The 15,436-nt window shown below is 74.0% G+C and carries 14 protein-coding genes; 6 read left to right on the top strand and 8 right to left on the bottom strand.

What is annotated here, in order from left to right; translation table 11 throughout:
- Positions 1-9: 9 nt before the first annotated feature.
- Entirely contained in the window at positions 10-678 is a 669-nt protein-coding gene (locus AB0C21_RS20520) for a hypothetical protein (protein ID WP_500206033.1), read from the bottom strand.
- A gap of 37 nt (positions 679-715) precedes the next feature.
- Here AB0C21_RS20520 and AB0C21_RS20515 point away from each other — a divergent pair, with 37 nt between their 5' ends.
- Entirely contained in the window at positions 716-1,216 is a 501-nt protein-coding gene (locus AB0C21_RS20515; protein ID WP_500206031.1) for a CGNR zinc finger domain-containing protein, read from the top strand.
- 3 nt (positions 1,217-1,219) lie between these two features.
- Here the strand turns inward: AB0C21_RS20515 and AB0C21_RS20510 are convergent, their stop codons facing one another.
- The 4 genes from AB0C21_RS20510 to AB0C21_RS20495 form a co-directional block, all read right to left on the bottom strand.
- Positions 1,220-6,700 (bottom strand): hypothetical protein, encoded by a 5,481-nt coding sequence (locus AB0C21_RS20510; RefSeq protein WP_500206029.1) that lies wholly within the window; start codon positions 6,698-6,700, stop codon positions 1,220-1,222.
- A gap of 89 nt (positions 6,701-6,789) precedes the next feature.
- The gene (locus AB0C21_RS20505) at positions 6,790-6,993 is read right to left on the bottom strand and encodes a PspC domain-containing protein (RefSeq protein WP_500206027.1); all 204 of its coding nucleotides are present in this window, start codon (positions 6,991-6,993) and stop codon (positions 6,790-6,792) included.
- 140 nt (positions 6,994-7,133) lie between these two features.
- Complete coding sequence (locus tag AB0C21_RS20500) at positions 7,134-7,943, bottom strand: HAD family hydrolase (protein ID WP_500206025.1); 810 nt, start codon at positions 7,941-7,943, stop codon at positions 7,134-7,136.
- A complete protein-coding gene (locus AB0C21_RS20495; RefSeq protein ID WP_500206023.1) occupies positions 7,940-8,590 on the bottom strand; it encodes an MBL fold metallo-hydrolase in 651 nt (216 codons plus the stop codon). The genes AB0C21_RS20500 and AB0C21_RS20495 overlap by 4 nt, the downstream gene beginning before the upstream one ends.
- Before the next feature lie 127 nt (positions 8,591-8,717).
- On the opposite strand from AB0C21_RS20495, the gene AB0C21_RS20490 reads away from it, so the two are divergent.
- From AB0C21_RS20490 to AB0C21_RS20480, 3 genes are all read left to right on the top strand, one after another.
- Positions 8,718-9,782 (top strand): phosphotransferase family protein, encoded by a 1,065-nt coding sequence (locus AB0C21_RS20490; RefSeq protein ID WP_500206022.1) that lies wholly within the window; start codon positions 8,718-8,720, stop codon positions 9,780-9,782.
- Positions 9,779-10,885, top strand: a complete 1,107-nt coding sequence (locus AB0C21_RS20485) for an Rv3169 family protein (RefSeq protein ID WP_500206020.1) — start codon at positions 9,779-9,781, stop codon at positions 10,883-10,885. The genes AB0C21_RS20490 and AB0C21_RS20485 overlap by 4 nt, the downstream gene beginning before the upstream one ends.
- A gap of 133 nt (positions 10,886-11,018) precedes the next feature.
- Positions 11,019-11,264, top strand: coding sequence for a hypothetical protein (locus AB0C21_RS20480; protein ID WP_500206018.1), 246 nt, complete (start codon positions 11,019-11,021; stop codon positions 11,262-11,264).
- 94 nt (positions 11,265-11,358) lie between these two features.
- Here AB0C21_RS20480 and AB0C21_RS20475 read toward each other — a convergent pair whose 3' ends face one another.
- The 3 genes from AB0C21_RS20475 to AB0C21_RS20465 form a co-directional block, all read right to left on the bottom strand.
- Complete coding sequence (locus AB0C21_RS20475) at positions 11,359-11,658, bottom strand: Fe-S cluster assembly protein HesB (protein WP_089310191.1); 300 nt, start codon at positions 11,656-11,658, stop codon at positions 11,359-11,361.
- 89 nt (positions 11,659-11,747) lie between these two features.
- The gene (locus AB0C21_RS20470) at positions 11,748-12,707 is read right to left on the bottom strand and encodes an LLM class F420-dependent oxidoreductase (RefSeq protein ID WP_500206016.1); all 960 of its coding nucleotides are present in this window, start codon (positions 12,705-12,707) and stop codon (positions 11,748-11,750) included.
- 85 nt (positions 12,708-12,792) lie between these two features.
- Positions 12,793-13,560, bottom strand: a complete 768-nt coding sequence (locus AB0C21_RS20465; protein ID WP_500206014.1) for an SDR family oxidoreductase — start codon at positions 13,558-13,560, stop codon at positions 12,793-12,795.
- Between the two features lie 238 nt (positions 13,561-13,798).
- Between AB0C21_RS20465 and AB0C21_RS20460 the strand changes: the two genes are divergently transcribed.
- Both AB0C21_RS20460 and AB0C21_RS20455 read left to right on the top strand, forming a co-directional pair.
- Positions 13,799-14,248, top strand: coding sequence for a Zn-ribbon domain-containing OB-fold protein (locus tag AB0C21_RS20460; RefSeq protein ID WP_500206012.1), 450 nt, complete (start codon positions 13,799-13,801; stop codon positions 14,246-14,248).
- Positions 14,245-15,435 (top strand): lipid-transfer protein, encoded by a 1,191-nt coding sequence (locus tag AB0C21_RS20455; RefSeq protein ID WP_353817233.1) that lies wholly within the window; start codon positions 14,245-14,247, stop codon positions 15,433-15,435. Before AB0C21_RS20460 ends, AB0C21_RS20455 begins: the two co-directional genes overlap by 4 nt.
- The last annotated feature ends 1 nt before the right edge of the window (position 15,436 follow it).

The following is a 15,436-nucleotide window of genomic DNA, read 5'->3' as shown; positions in this document are numbered from 1 at the left end:
CGGAATGCTCTATTCCATAAGCCAGCGCAGCCCGAGCTCGCGGGCCGTCGCCCGGGCGATCTCCCGCAGGTCGCGGGCCTCGGGGCCGTCGGGGAGGCGGTCGGCGAGCGTGACCGCCGCGGCCGCCGTCTGCGGCCGGGCGCCGAGCGCGGCGCGCAGGTGGTACGACCTGCGCAGGCTGTCGAGGCCCGACGAGTCACCGCTCTCCAGGGCCTGGCCGCCCAGGTGCCTGATCGCGTAGGACTCCAGCAGCGGGTCGTCGTCCGCGCCGGCGAGGGCCCGGCGGTAGTGCTCGGCGGCCGCCTCGGGGTCCTTGTCCAGGAGCTCTGCGACGACGCCCAGCCAGAAGGCCGCCCACGGGGCCAACTCCGGGTCGGACGCGGCCGTCGTGAACCCGGCGCGGGCGCGTTCGGCGTCATCGGGACGGGTGTCGACCCCGAAGAGCGTCCTTGTGTAGGCGAGCTGGCCGTCCAGGAACGCGGCCCGGGCGGGTTCGGACTCGCGCAGCGCCGCGACGGCGTCCTCGGCCTCCGCGGCGCCTTCGAGCCGCCACCAGAAGGAGTCGGTGAGGATCTCCGCGCGCAGGGCCGCGGCCTCGGGCTCCAGGACGTCCAGCGCGAGGTCCCAGCGGCCGGCCCGCTGGAGGGCGCGCGCGATGTAGGTAGTGTTCTTTATCATGCCCCCTACTGTTGGGGACGGGAAGGTAGGTGGTCAAGTGCGTTACGTTGCCTACATCGGCAACCTGACCCGCCTGGCGGTCGAACTGGTCAACGGAGACGAGCCGAGCGACCTGCGGCGGGAGTTCTTCCAGCAGCACCACGTGGCGGAGCCGGACGACCTGCGAGACCTGGTGCCCGCCCTGCGGGACGCGATCGCGGCGGTCGCGGACGGCGGCCCGTCCCTCCCCGTGAACCTCCTCCTCGACCGCTACCCGCCCGAGATGCGCGTCGCCGAGCACGACGGGGACGGCCCGCACCTGCATTTCGCCCGCGACGGGGAGGACGGCGTCCAGTGGCTCGGCCGGAGCTGCACCGCCGCGCTCGCCCACGTCCTGTGCGGGGACCCGGACGTGACCGTGGGCCGCTGCCGCGCCGACGGCTGCGCCCGCTTCTACGTGGACGACTCCCGCAACCGCAGCCGACGCTTCTGCTCCAACGCGTGCGCGAGCCGGACCACCGTCGCCGCCCACCGCGCCCGCCGCCGCGCGGGCCGCTGACCACTACCGGGTGCCCTCCCGGTACACCTCCACCGCGTACCGGAGCCGCGCCCCGACGAGCAGCGACTCGTCCTCCGGGCATCCGAGGAGGCGGGTGACCAGCTCGACGATCTGCTCGTCCGTGAGATCCGGCTCGCGCTCGGCGATATGCCCGACGATCTCGACCAGCTCGGGCCGCTTGTAGGTCGCGATCGACCGCCCGCGCCGCACCTTCGCCTGCCCACCCGAACCCGGCCGCGCCGCCGCCCCGGACTGCGAGGAGGTCGCAGGCTGCGCCGGACCTTCCGCCCGTGGTGGGGCCTGCTCCGAACGCTGCGGTTGCGGAGCCTGCCCCTCCAGCCGAGGCCGCGCATGCCGTGGCGGCTGTGCCTGCGGCGGCCCCGGTGGCCGCGGCCCCTCCGCCCGCGCCGGCGGCGAGGTCCTCTGCTGCGACGGCGCCCCTGCCCCCGGGCCAGGCGGCCCCTGCTGCGGACGCAGTTGCCGCGGCGGCTCAATCCGCGGGGGCTCCTCCGCTCCGGGCCGAGGCTGCGCCTGCTGCGGCCGCCGCTCCGTACGCGACGTCTCCGCCGCTCCCGGGCGAGGCTGTCCCGGCGGACGCAGTTGCCGCGGCGGCCCAGTCCGCGGGGGCTCTTCCGCTCCAGGGGGAGGCTGAGCCTGCCGCGGACGCTGCTGTCGCGGCGGCTCCGTGCGCGACAACTCTTCCGCCCCCGGGCCAGGCCGCGCCTGCTGCGGGCGCTGGTCTTGTGGGGGCTCTCTCCGCGACGGTTCCTCCGTCCGCGGACGGGGCTGAGCCTGCTGCGGGGGCTGTGCTTGTTGCGGTGGTGCCGGTCGCGGGCCGGGCCTGCCCCAGATCGCGGGGATCTCCGATCGGCCGGGAGGCGGAGCGGGTTCCTGCTCCGGGGCGCGCGGGCTGGTGCCCGGCGCTTCGGTGCCCGGCTCCGGAGCAAGCTGGTCACGCCTCGTCGCGTCCAGCCGCCGGGGCGGAAGGCTGCCACCGCGCCCGCCCGGTCGCGGCGGCGACGCGCCCTGCTCCTGCTGCTCAGCCTCTTGCGATTCGCGCCACGCCGCGTCCAACCGCCGAGGCGGAACATGCTGCCCCGGCACCCCCGCACCAGGACGCGCCGACGGCCGCCCCCGCACGTCCCGCTGCGTCAGATCCGGCCGCTCCCGCGGCTCACGCGCCTGCGCATCCGCCTCCTCAGGCACCCCCGAACCGGCACCGGGTCCCTGCGCACGCGCCGACGGCCGCCCCCGCACGTCCCGACGTTCCTCCGACACCGCACGCGGGTCCTGGCCACGCGCAACTTCCTCCTCGCGCGGAGGCTGCCCGGACACGGGACCCGCCGGTCGCGCAGGCGGCCGACCTCCCGTGTCCTGCCCTTCGCCCTCCAGCCGGCCCAACGCTCGCGGGCCCTGGATGCGCGCGTCTTCCTCTTCGCGCGGAGGCTGGCCCGAGGCGGGACCCGGCGGACGCGCTGGCGGACGACCGCGCAAGTCCCGGCGGTCCTCTTCCACCGCACGCGGGTCCTGGGCACGCGCGTCTTCCTCTTCGCGCGGCGGCTGGCCTGAGGCGAGACCCGGCGGACGCGCAGGCGGCCGACCGCGCACATCACGGCGGTCCTCCGCCGCGCGCGGGTCCTGGGCACGCGCAACTTCCTCATCGCGCGGCGGCTGGCCGGACACGGGATCCGCCGGTCGCGCAGGCGGCCGACCTACCAGGTCCCGGCGTTCGTCCTGCTGCCGTTCCACCACTCGCGGGTCCTGGATGCGCGCGTCTTCCTCCTCGCGCGGAGGCTGGCCGGAGACGGGACCTGGGGGTCGCACAGGCGGCCGACCGCGCAGGTCCTGCCGCCCCTCCTCCGCCAACGCACGGGGACCCTGGCCGCGCGCGTCTTCCTCCTCGCGCGGAGGCTGGCCCGATACGGGACCCGCCGGGTGCGCAGGCGGCCTACCGTGCACGTCGCGGCGGTCCTCCGCCGCTGCGCGCGGGTCCGGGGGGCGCGCGTCTTCCTCTTTGCGCGGGGGCTGGGCGGAGGCGGGACGCGGCGGGCGTGCAGGTGGGCGACCTTCCGTGGCCTGGCGTTCGTCCTCCAGGCGTTCCAGCGCGCGCGGGTCTTGAGGGCGTGCGTGTTCCCTGTGTGGGGGCTGGCCCAGGGGACGTCCAGGTGGGAGGCCTCTCGTGTCCTGGCGTCTCTCCTCCGACAGCGCGGGGGGCCTTCCGGAGGGAGCTGGGGGACTTGCGGGCGGGCGCGGGTCCCTGTTCTGTTCCTCTGGTCGTTCCAGCGGGCGGGGGTCGCGGGGTCTCGTTTCCGCTTCCTTGCCGGAGATCGGGGCCTGAGGGGTCGTGGGTGGGGCGGCGACGGTGGAAGGACGGGGGCGCAGGTCCTGTTGCGTTGCGTCCGGCCGTTCCTCGCGCGCGGGCGAGCCCGTGACGGGAGCCTGCGGGCGCGCTCCCACGTCCTGCGGGCCCGGGGGCTGGATCGGTATGTCCCGTTGGGTCACGTCCGGACGCTCGGACAGCGGCCGCGCATCCGGCGGGGTGCGGGGAGCGGTGAGGGCGGCGAAGAGCGGTGTCGTGGGGGTGATCGCGTCGTGGAGGTGGGACGGGAGGCGAGGGCTCGGCGGCGGGCCTTCGGGGGGCGGGAGGTCGGGGCCGGACGGACCCACGAGGATGGTGCGGGGCGCGTGCCAGAGGACGTAGAGGGCCTCGGCGCCTGCCTCGTGCTCGCCGTCCACGATGACGACGTCGAAGGCGTCGGGGGCGGGCGGGAGGACGTCCGGTATGCGCCACAGGGGGAGGATCCAGGCGGGCACGATGTCGGGTCCCGGACGGGCGAGGGCGGACGCGGCGGCGCGGGCGGCGGTGAGGTCGGCGCGGGCCTCGCGGAGGGCTTCCTCGGCCTCGGCCAGTGCTTCGCGGAGGCGCTCCTCGGCGGCCGGACCGGTGGACGCGGCGCGGCGGCGGGCCCACGTCCAGGCCTCGTCCCAGCGGCGGGTCCGGTCGTGCCAGACCTCGTCGCCGTCGGTCGCGATCATGAGGTTGGCGAGGTCGGGGTGGACGGCCCGGACGCGGGCGACCAGTTCCTCGCAGCGGATCTGCCGGGAGCGCTCGTGCCTGGCCTCGGCGAGCGCGCCGAGGGCGCGGCCGTAGGCGGCGGCGTCGCGGGCGTCGACGGCGGCGAGCGCGGCGCGCAGCTCGGGGGGATCGTCGTCGTCGACGGGGCCGATCGAGTCGCGGAGGGCGTCGAGGTCGGCGGTGGCGCGGCCGACGCCGACCCCTTCGAGGGCGTTGCGGAGCGCGGCGGCGTAGTCGTGCCACTGGACCGGATGGACGAGCGGGACGCGGAAGCCGGAGCGTTCGAGGAGCCGCCGCGTCGAGTCGAGGGCGGTCATCGCGTCGCGGACGCGGGCGAGCCGGGAGTGCGCGCGGACGAAGCGGGCGACGCGCTCGGCGGGCGGCAGGTCGGCGGGGAAGGAGATCCCGGCGGCCTCCCACACGTACTGGAGCTCCCGGCAGGTGATCCGCACCATGAGGTCGGTGTGGACGATGTCGAGCAGTTCGGGCGTGGTCGGCGACGCGCCGTCCACCTTCACCGTGGCGAGGAGGGGCTCGGCCTGGCGCTGGGCCCCGGACCGCAGCGGTCCGCGCTTGAGCGCGCCGCCGTCGGCCAGGTACGCGCGCAGGTCCTGGGCGGCGGCGGCGAGGCCGCGCAGGTCCGCGTCGGGGGGCAGGTCGACGCGGTGCCCGCTGAGCTCGGCGAGGGCGCGCTCGGCCCACTGGGCGCGGGACGTCATCTCCACGACGCGGGCCCAGATGAGCGGGCGCCGCTCGGCGAGCGCGTCGCCGAGGGCGCGGACGGCGAGGTCGGAGGGGTTCCACCCGCCCGGGTGCCCCTCCAGGCCGAGGTCGCGCAGCGCGGCGGCGACGACGGAGGCGTCCCCGTCGAGGCGGGCGAGGAGGGTGACGTCGCTGTCGCGCAGGCGCTGCGACAGCTCCGTCTTCGACCGTTCGGCGCGCTCGGCCGCGGCGGCCTCCGCCTCGATCAGTGTGCGGACGTAGGCGGCGCTCGGCAGCGCGCCCGGGTCGACGTCGCGCTGCGCGGTGCGGGCCTTGCGCTCGCCGCTCTCCTCCGCGAGGAGGACGACCAGCTCGGCGGCCTCGGACCGGGAGATCGGCGGGCCCGGCGGCAGGTCGGGCCGGACCGGCATCCACGACAGCTCGGGTTCCTCGCCGCGCAGGTCCGGCGGCGGCTCGGCCGGTTCGCCGCCGCGCAGGCGCTCGGTCAGCTCGGCGACCCGCAGGGCGGCGGCGTCCTCCCGCTCGGCGAGCGCCTCGACGCCGAGGGCCTGTGGCGCCCCTGGAGCCTGTGACGCACCAGGCCCTTGCGACGCGCCAGAGCCCTGCGACGCGCCTGGGCCCTGCGACGTGCCAGGCCCCTGCGACGCGCCAGAGCCCTGCGACGTGCCGCGGGCGCGGATCGCGTCCGTCACGCGCGCCGCCATGGCCGGGTCGGTGGCGGTGAGGGCCGCGAGGCCGGGCGGGAGCGCGCTGCGCAGGGCGGCGGACGCGGCCGGGCCGGACGTGGCGACGAGCACCCGGCGGCCCCGCGCGAGCAGCCCGGCCAGCAGGTCGGGGACGGTCTCCGGCGCACGCTCCGGGATATGCATGACCTGCGGTTTCAGCGACGGCGAGACGAACCGTGCGACCCCCTGCGGGACGCCGCGCGGCAGCAGGCTCAGCAGCCGGGCGTGGTGGTCGGCGACGGCCTCGCGGCCCGCCGGGCGGACGACGAGCGCGGGCGCGAGCCGCAGGCGCGGGACGGGCGAGGCGGCGTCGGCGTCGGGCGCCCAGTCCTCGCGGTAGTCGGCGGGGCTCGTCAGCGCGACCTGGCACCATTTGCGCAGGACGTCGCCGACGGAGGCGTTCAGCCCGAAGCCCTGCCCGGCCTGGACGGCGTCGGCGATCCAGTCGGCGGGACGGAAGCCGGGGTGCCCCGACAGCAGCTCCCGGTCGCGCAGGGTCGTGTGCCCGGCGAGGACGACGTCGACGCGCTCGGTCCGCTCGTCCAGGACGATCCGGACGGGCGTGCTCAGCAGGTGGTCGTGGACGGCCGGCCGCCAGGACAGCAGCCCCGTCGCGAGGACCGCCTCCTCGCCGGACAGCTCGCGCAGCACCCGGTACCAGTTGCGCAGGGCGAGCCAGCCGTCGAACTCCTCCAGCACGACCGGCGGCGTCAGCGGGATGACCGGGACGCTGAACAGCACCTCGCCCGGCCCGGCGTCGGTCTCGACGTAGACGTCGCCGGGCAGTTCGGCCAGCCAGTGGACGTGGTCGTGGTCGGCGAGGTCGCGGGACGGGCGCCGCCGGGCCCGCGCCAGGTCGCGCAGGTACCCGAGCAGGCGCGCCGCGTGGTCTGCCTCCCGCGCGGCGGCTTCGTCCGCGGCCCGGCCCGGCCGGCCGGGGCCCGGAGCCTCGTCAGGCACCGCGGCTCCTCCCCTTCCCACGGGAATGGTGGTGCCCCGATCTAACACCTCCGGGCGGGCCCCGGTCGAGCAGAATCGTTGATCTTGAGCTAGCGGACGCCCGCCATGTGGCGGTCCTCGTTCGGCATCATGGCCCAGAGGACCAGGTAGACGACGAACTGGGGACCGGGCAGCAGGCACGAGAGCAGGAACAGGATCCGGACGGTCCAGGGGGTCATGCCGAACCGGCGTGCGAGACCGGCGCAGACACCCGCGATGACGCGGTCGCGACGCGGACGATAGAGGCCGTTCATGGGTTCTTCTCTCCCCGATTCGTCGAGCTGTGAACGCGGCCGCGCTTTTCGGCGGCTGCGTTCTCGTTCTTACGTGTCTCACGCTACGAACCGGACGACCGGCCTCACATCGCCCGTTCGGCCTGTTCCGGGCTGCTACCTCAGGAGTACGGGACGTCCCCTAGGGGCCGGCGGCCGGCGTTGTGCTCGGCGACGAGGCTCGGCAGGCCGGCCAGGTCGTCCAGCACGAACAGGCATTCGCGAAGCGCTTCCTCGTCCTTCTGGATGTGCCCCCAGGGGCCGCGCCGCAGGAACGCCGCCCGCATCCCGAACTCAAGTGCCGGGCGGACGTCGTTGTCGATGCGGTCCCCCACGTAGAGGACGCGGTCGGGCAGCGCGTCCGCGAGTTGGGCGCAGCGCTCGAAGAACTCCTGGGACGGCTTGCTGACGCCCCACACGTCCGAGATGCCGACCACGTCCGCGTCCAGGCCCAGTTCCGCCATCTGCTCGGCCGCCTGGACGGGCTGGTTGCCCGCGATCCCGACGAAGAGCCCCTGGTCGCGCAGGGCGGACAGGCAGGCCCGCGCGTCCGGGTACAGGTCGTCCGGCCCGAAGCCGTTCGGGACACCCGCCTCGTCCCGGCGCCGCTGCTCCTCCTCCAGGTCGAACCCGGGGCGGAAGTACTCGAACAGGTCCATGTGGTCACCGCCGGTCGCGAGCAGCGCGCCGAGCTTGGTGAGGAAGGTGTGCCTGGGCACGCCGAGCCAGTCGGCCCAGCGCCCGTAGATCTCGCCCTCGTTGATGAGGGTCTCGCCGATGTCGAAGAACACGGCCTGGATGGAGCGGGGCGCGGGGATGCGCTCGCCGTCGCCCGGCGGCTCCTCCGCCTGCGGCAGGACGTCCGCTCCGCGCTCGAAACCGCCGCCGGCGGTCGGAGGGGTGACCGGGGGGAGGTGGGGGGAAGCGTTCACTTGGCGGCCAGATCCACGGTGGTGCCGGGGGCGAGGCGGCGGAACTCCTTGCCGAGCTCGTCGCCGGCGCTGGTGAGGACGCGTTCCATCACCGTCAGGCCGATGTCGTTGAGCAGCCCGTCGTGGATGGCGAAGGCGCGCCCCGGGCGGACCGCCCGCGTGTACTCGTACAGGTCGAGCGCGCGCATCCAGGGCGCGTTGCCCGGCAGGCACAGCGTCGGGACGGGCTCGGACGGGACGGTCAGCGCGTCGCCCGGATGGAAGACCTCGCCGTCCACGAGGAACCCGACGTTCGGGACGGGCGGCAGGTCGGGGTGCATGAGCTCGTGGTCCTCGCCGTAGACGTGCACGTCGAATCCGGCGATCGTGACGGCGTCGCCGTGGCCGACCTGGTGGACGCGCCCGCCGAGGTCGGCGAGGTTCTCGGCCACCACGCGGGACGTCCACACCTCCAGCTCGGGGCGGGCGGCCATCGCGGCGCGCAGCGCGTCGGCGTCGAAGTGGTCGAAGTGCTCGTGGGTGATGAGGACGGCGTCGGCGGCGGCCAGCGCGTCCCCGGCCTCGCTGAACGAGCCGGGGTCGATGAGGATCGTGCGGTCGTCCTCGGTGAGCTGCACGCACGCGTGTCCGAGCTTGGTGAGACGCATCCGCCGATTTTTTCACGGCCGTTCTCCCGGCCCATTGACCGCCCCCCGGACCGTTGATAGAACACGTTTCAGTTTTGCGCGGTCCGGGTGCGGCCCCGGCCGGCAGGCACGGCAAGGAGGCGGTGCGATGCCCGTTCCCGACCAGCGCGATCCCGAGCTCACCCGGCGGACCCTCGCCCGGTGGTTGGACGGCCATCTGCCCGGCGTCCGCATCCCGCACGTGAACACGCCCCAGACCAGCGGGTTCTCCAACGAGACCCTGCTCTTCGAGGCCGAGTGGGACGGCGGCGGCGCGCCGAGACGCGAGCCGTTCGTCGCGCGGGTCGCCCCGGAGAAGTACCAGATCTTCCCCGAGCCGCGGTTCGAGGAGCAGTACCGGCTGATGCGGATCCTGGACGAGCGGACCTCCATCCCGGTGCCGCCGATCCGGTGGTACGAGCCGTCCCCGGACGTGCTCGGCGCCCCGTTCTTCGTGATGGGCCGCGTCGACGGCCGCGTCCCGACCGACATGCCGCCGTACCACATGGACGGGTGGGTGACCGAGGTCCCGCCGGACGAGCGGGCCGCGATGTGGTGGTCCACCCTGGAGGTCATGGCGCGGCTGCACCGGCTGGACGTCGGGGAGCTGGGCCTCGGCTTCCTCGACCAGCCGGACTGGGGCGCGCCCGGCCTCGACCAGCGGCTCAACTACTACGAGCACTACCTGGGCTGGGCCTACCAGGGGCCGCAGGAGACGGCGCTGAAGGCCCTGGAGTGGCTGAAGGCGAACCGCCCTGACGAGCCGGACGCCCCCGTCGCGCTGTGGGGCGACGCCCGCATCGGCAACGTGATCTTCCAGGAGGGCGCGCCGGCGGCGGTGCTGGACTGGGAGGGCGCCGTGCTCGGCGCCCCCGAGGAGGACCTCGCCTGGTTCATGTTCCTGGACCGGCACCACTCCGAGGGCGTCGGCGCGGAGCGGCTGGAGGGCTTCCCGTCCTACGCCGAGACCGTCGCCCGGTACGAGGAGCTGCTCGGACGCCCGATGCGGCACATGGCGTACTACGAGATCCTGTCCGGCTTCAAGTTCTCGGTGATCATGGCGCGGATCGGGCAGGCCATGATCGACTTCGGCTGGATCGAGGAGTCGGCCGACTTCCCCTACAACAACAACTGCACGCAGCTGCTCGCCCGCATCCTGGGAGGGGAACGGTGACGCTCTCGCCGCTCGACGACTACCCGATCCACCAGGCGCCGGAGGTGATGCGGCACGTCACGACCTCCGACCGCAACTTCTACGACCGGTACTACTTCAACGTCCACCCGTGCTCGGACGAGCTGATGCTGATCATCGGGATCGGGCAGTACCCGAACCTCGGCGTGATGGACGCGTTCGCGGTCGTCCGGCGCGGGCCGCTGCACAAGGTCGTCCGGGCGTCCCGCGAACTCGGGAACGACCGGATGGACACCACGGTCGGGCCGTTCCGGGTCGAGGTCATCGAGGGGCTGAAGCGGCTCAGGGTCGTCTTGGACGAGACCGGGCACGGCCTCTCGTTCGACCTCACGTGGGAGGGCGCGATCCCGGCCACGCTGGAGCCGCCGCACTACCTGCGCTGGCAGGAGCGCGTCATCTTCGACTCCCGCCGCCTCGCGCAGACCGGCCGTTGGACGGGCGCCATCACGGTGGACGGCGAGACCATCGAGGTCACGCCCGACCACTGGTGGGGCTCGCGCGACCGCTCCTGGGGCATCCGTCCGGTGGGCGAGTCGGAGCCGCCCGGCATCCAGGCCAAGAACGCGGGGACGTTCTACTGGCTGTACGCGCCGATGCAGTTCGAGGACCACTCGATCCTCTGCATCGTGCAGGAGGACGAGAAGGGGCGCCGCCTGCTGGAGGAGGCCACCCGCGTGTGGCCCGACGGCGACCGCGAGCCCGAGTACCTGGGACGTCCCGAGTACCTCCCGGAGTACGCGGAGGGCACCCGCGACGTGGTCACGGCCACGATCCGGTTCGCGCCGCCCGGCGGGAAGCCCTTCGAGGTGAGGGCGACGCCGATCCTGCCCGTCCACATGATGGTCGGCACCGGCTACGGGCTGGAGCCCGACTGGAAGCACGGCATGTACCAGGGGCCCGACCTGAAGGTGCAGGGCGTCGCCTACGACACCCGCGAACCGGACGACGCGGCCCGGATGTGGGGCATGGTCGACGCGGTCGGCCGGTACGAGTACCTGGACGGGGCGCAGCCCGCCGAGACCGCCACCGGCCACGGCCTCTTCGAGTACTGGGCCCTGGGCCCGCACCCGTCGTTCGGCGACTGAGCGGCGCGTTCGGCGACTGAGCGGCGCGTTCGGCGGAGCGGAGTCCGGCGGCCGGCGGGGCCGGGCGAGCGCCGCGAACCGCACGGCGCCCGCGCGCGGCGAGTGGAGCGGTCTATCTGCAACACTGGCGCTCGTGACGACCCCGCCTTCGCCCGACCCCCCGGACGCGGGACGCTCGTTCCGGCGGAAACCGGATCGGCAGGCACGCGACCGCTCCTCGACCTGGCGCGACCGCTCCTCGATGTGGCGCGACCGCTCCTCGGCCGCCTTGCGCGATCAGCCGCGCGGCCTGGCCTGCGCGGTGATCGCCGCCTTCGCGGTCCTCACCGCCGTCGCGTTCGTCTTCGCCGTGGTCGCCGTCGTCTCGGCCATGCGCTGAGTCCCGGCCATGCGCTGAGTCCCGGCCATGCGCTGACCGGGCCGGGCGCGCGAGACCGGGACGGCCCGGAGGGCGCGCCCCGGTCCCGGTCGCGTCAGGTCGGGGTTCCCTCGGACCCCTCGGCGATGGTGAAGGCCACGTCGCCCTGCGGGTCGACCTGGGCGTCGAGGGTCTTGTCGTCGAGCATCTCGGCGACCGTGGGTTCCAGGTACACCTTGGCGCCCTCCTCCTCCACGACCTGGTCGCCGGCCTCGGGGGCCGGGGCCACCGAGAGCCGCAGCGCGTCCGAGCCGTCGAGCCCGGACTCGATGCGGATACCGGTCTCGGGCGGAAGCTCCGGATTGGCGGTCACCGTACGGATGACCTGGACGGCACCGCTGGTCAGCGTGAGCACGATCAGCTCCTCACGTCGTTTTCATGCAGGATTTGCCCCACCCTCCCCGATCCCCATGGCCGTAAACATCGGGACGTGATCGCGTGATCTCAGTCCGCACTCGGGGCGAGCGCCCGCACCGCCTCCGCCTGGGAGAGGCCCCCACCAGGGACGACGGCCAGCACCGGCGTGGTGAGGCCGTTGTCGACGTACTCGCGGACGCGGGCGCGGCACGCCTCCGGGGAGCCGTGCACGATCAGGTCGTCCACCACCTCGTCCGGGATGACCTCCAGCGCCTTCTTGCGGTCGCCGGCCGCCCACGCCTCGTTCATGGGGCGCAGCGCCTCGCCGCGGCCGAGCCACTCGTGGAACGCCCGGTAGACGGGGACCGTCATGTAGGCGGCGATCATCCAGCGGCCGATCGCGCGGGCCTCCTCGGCGTCGGCGGTCGGGCAGACGAACAGCCGCGCGATCAGCTCGGGCTCGTCGCCGAGCGCGCCGCGGACCGTCCGGACGTCCTTCGGCGCGAGCCAGTTGGTGATCGCGCCGTCGGCCTCGCGGGCGGCGAGCCGCAGCATGCCGGGACGCAGCGCCGCGAGGACGATCGGCGGCGGCGTCGCGGGCGCGCTCTCCAGCTTGAAGCCCTTCACGGCGAAGGTCTCGTACTCCTCCTTCACCTTCTCCCCCGCGAGCGCCTTGCGGAGGAAGCGCAGCGTGTCGCGGGTGCGCTTGTAGGGCTCGTCGAACGGGATGCCGTTCCAGCGCTCCACGATCGTGTCGGACGAGGTGCCGATGCCGAGCACGAACCGTCCGGGCGCGAGGTCGGCGAGGGTGGCGGCCTGCTGCGCCAGCAGGGCGGGGCCCCGCGTGTAGACCGGCACGATCGCCGGCCCGAGGCGCAGCCCGGGGTCCCACTGCGAGGCGAGCGCCAGCGGGGTGAACGCGTCGGCGCCGTTCGTCTCGGCCGACCAGGCGTCGGTGTAGCCGAGCTCGGACAGCCCGGAAACGATCTCGCGGTGCTCGGCCAGCGGGAGGCCGGTCAGCGGAATGGTCAGTCCCCAGCGTGACATGCGCGTATCCCTTTTCCTGGGCGGTGTTCCTGGACGGTGGTGCGTGGGCGGTCTTTCCGGGAGTCGTTCCTGGGCGAGGGCGGGATCAGGCGATCGAGGGCCGGATGATGGCGCCGCCGTCCACGACGAGCGTCTGCCCGGTCATCCAGGACGAGGCGTCGCCCGCGAGGAACACGGCCGCGTTCGCGATGTCCTCGGGCTCGCCGATGCGGCCGAGCGGCATGTACTTGCTGATCTCGGCCTCGTTGTTCTCCCACAGGGCGCGGGCGAGGTGCGTCTTGACCAGGCCGGGCGCGATGCAGTTCACGCGGACCTTCGGGGCCAGCTCCATCGCGAACTGCCGGCTGAGGTGGATCACCGCGGCCTTGGTGGCGTTGTAGTAGCCGATGCCGTGCTCGGTGACCATGCCGCCGACCGACGCGATGTTGATGATGGCGCCGCCGCGCTCGGCGAGCGAGGCGCGCAGCGCGAGCTGCGTCCACTGCACGATCGCGAACTGGTTGACCTGGACGGTCTTGGCCGCGGCGGCGGGGTCGATGTCGGCCATCGGGCCGAAGTAGGGGTTCGTGCCGGCGTTGTTGACGAGGATGTCGAGGGCGCCGAACTCGGCGACGGCCGCGTCGACGCACGCGGCGGCCTGCTCGGCGTCGCCCACGTGCGCGGCCTTGGGGAGGACGCCCACGCCCGGGTGGGCCGCGCGGATCTCCTTCGCGACCTCGTCCAGCGCCTCCTGCTTGCGGGAGGAGAGGACGACGTTCGCGCCTTCGGCGGCGAACGCGGTGGCGATCGCCTTCCCGATCCCCCGGGACGCCCCGGTGACCAGCGCGGTCTTCCCTTCGAGTCCAGTCCGCATCCGCATGCTCCCTTACCTGTCCGCACCCTGTTACGTGTCCGCGGCTCACCCGTCCCGCACCTGCCGGGCGGCATGAGCAGAATCCGACTCGGTTCACTGTAGCGAAGTGACTGACGAGTCAGTTAGGTGGGTGGGCGGCGGATCGGGGCGCCCGGTCCGTCCCGCTCACCGGACATGCCGGGGTTCGGGCGCCTGCCCGGTTGTTACGCTGCGCCCCGTCGGAGACGAGGAGGACCGCGTGACCACGACCAAGGAACGCCGTCCGGCGATCGAAGGCTGGTTCACCACGGGGGACGGCGACGTCCGCCTGCTGGGTACCCGCTGCGGCGCCTGCGGAACGCCGTACTTCCCGCGCAACGAGCTGGCGTGCCGCAACCCTGGCTGCACCGGCCCGAAGGACGGTTCCGAGCTGGAGCCGTACGCGCTGTCGGGGCGCGGACGCATCTGGTCGTACGCCGACTCCCGGTACAAGCCGCCGCCCCCGTACGTCTCCCCCGACCCGTTCGTCCCGTACGCCGTGGCGGCCGTCGAACTGGAGGCCGAGCGCATGGTCGTCCTCGGCCAGGTCGCCCCCGGCCACACCGTCGACGACCTCGAGGTCGGCATGGAGGTCGAACTCACCGAAGGCGTCCTCTACGAGGACGACGAGGCCGAGTACACCGTCTGGATGTGGAGGCCCGTGAAATGACGCGCGACATCGCCGTGCTGGGTGCGGGCATGCATCCGTGGGGCAAGTGGGGCCGCAACTTCGTCGAGTACGGGCTGGCGGCGGCACGGGCGGCGCTCGCGGACGCCGGGCTCGCGTGGACGGACGTCCAGTACGTGGCGGGCGCGGACACCATCCGCAACGGGTACCCGGGGTTCATCGCGGGTGCGACGTTCGCGCAGGCGCTCGGCTGGTCGGGTGCGCGGGTCTCCAGCTGCTACGCCGCATGCGCGTCCGGGGCGCAGGCCATCAACACGGCGCGCGCGCAGATCCTCGCGGGCCTGTGCGACGTCGCGCTGGTCGTGGGCGCCGACGCCGCGCCGAAGGGCTTCTTCAAGCCCGTCGGCGGCGACCGCCCAGACGACCCCGACTGGCTCCGCTTCCGCCTCCTGGGCGCGACCAACCCCATCTACTTCGCCCTGTACGCGCGCCGGCGGATGGCCATGTACGGCGCGACGCTGGACGATTTCGCCGCCGTCAAGGTGAAGAACGCCCGCCACGGGCTCGCGAACCCGAACGCCCGATACCGCAAGGAAGTGACCGTGGAGGACGTGCGCGAGTCCGCCGTGGTCGCCGACCCGCTGCGGCTCCTGGACATCTGCGCCACCAGCGACGGCGGCGCGGCGCTCGTCCTGACGTCCATGGACTTCGCGAGGAAGCACGGGATCGCCGACCCGGTGCGCATCCCGGCGCTGTCGACGGTGACGCCGACGTTCCCGAAGACCGTCCTGGACCTGCCCGACTTCGCGACGGACTCGGCGATGACCGTCCCGGAGCCCGAGCGCCCGTTCCGGTCCGCCGTCGCGCACGCCGCCTACGAGGAGGCGGGCCTCGGTCCCGAGGACCTGTCGCTCGCCGAGGTCTACGACCTGTCCACAGCCCTGGAGCTCGACTGGTACGAGGACATCGGCCTGTGCGAGAAGGGCGGCGCCGAGGAGCTGCTCCGGTCGGGTGCCACGGCGCTCGGCGGCCGCATCCCGGTCAACCCGAGCGGGGGGCTCGCGTCCTTCGGCGAGGCGATCCCGGCCCAGGCGATCGCGCAGGTCTGCGAGCTGACCTGGCAGCTGCGCGGCCAGGCCGAGGGCCGCCAGGTCGAGGACGCGCGAGCCGGCATCGCCGTGAACCAGGGCCTCTTCGGCCACGGCTCCGCCGTCATCGCCGTCCGCTGAC

The sequence above is a fragment of the Spirillospora sp. NPDC049024 genome (assembly GCF_040649235.1).
Lineage (GTDB): Bacteria > Actinomycetota > Actinomycetes > Streptosporangiales > Streptosporangiaceae > Spirillospora.
The sequence above is the reverse complement of the archived record's forward strand: the minus strand, read 5'-3'. Positions and strand labels throughout refer to the sequence as shown.

Excerpts from the sequence above, each read along its gene's own strand:
- AB0C21_RS20520 (WP_500206033.1), bottom strand. The coding sequence starts at position 678 with ATGATAAAGAACACTACCTACATCGCGCGCGCCCTCCAGCGGGCCGGC.
- AB0C21_RS20505 (WP_500206027.1), bottom strand. The coding sequence starts at position 6,993 with ATGAACGGCCTCTATCGTCCGCGTCGCGACCGCGTCATCGCGGGTGTC.
- AB0C21_RS20495 (WP_500206023.1), bottom strand. The coding sequence starts at position 8,590 with ATGCGTCTCACCAAGCTCGGACACGCGTGCGTGCAGCTCACCGAGGAC.
- AB0C21_RS20490 (WP_500206022.1), top strand. The coding sequence starts at position 8,718 with ATGCCCGTTCCCGACCAGCGCGATCCCGAGCTCACCCGGCGGACCCTC.
- AB0C21_RS20470 (WP_500206016.1), bottom strand. The coding sequence starts at position 12,707 with ATGTCACGCTGGGGACTGACCATTCCGCTGACCGGCCTCCCGCTGGCC.
- AB0C21_RS20465 (WP_500206014.1), bottom strand. The coding sequence starts at position 13,560 with ATGCGGACTGGACTCGAAGGGAAGACCGCGCTGGTCACCGGGGCGTCC.
- AB0C21_RS20455 (WP_353817233.1), top strand. The coding sequence starts at position 14,245 with ATGACGCGCGACATCGCCGTGCTGGGTGCGGGCATGCATCCGTGGGGC.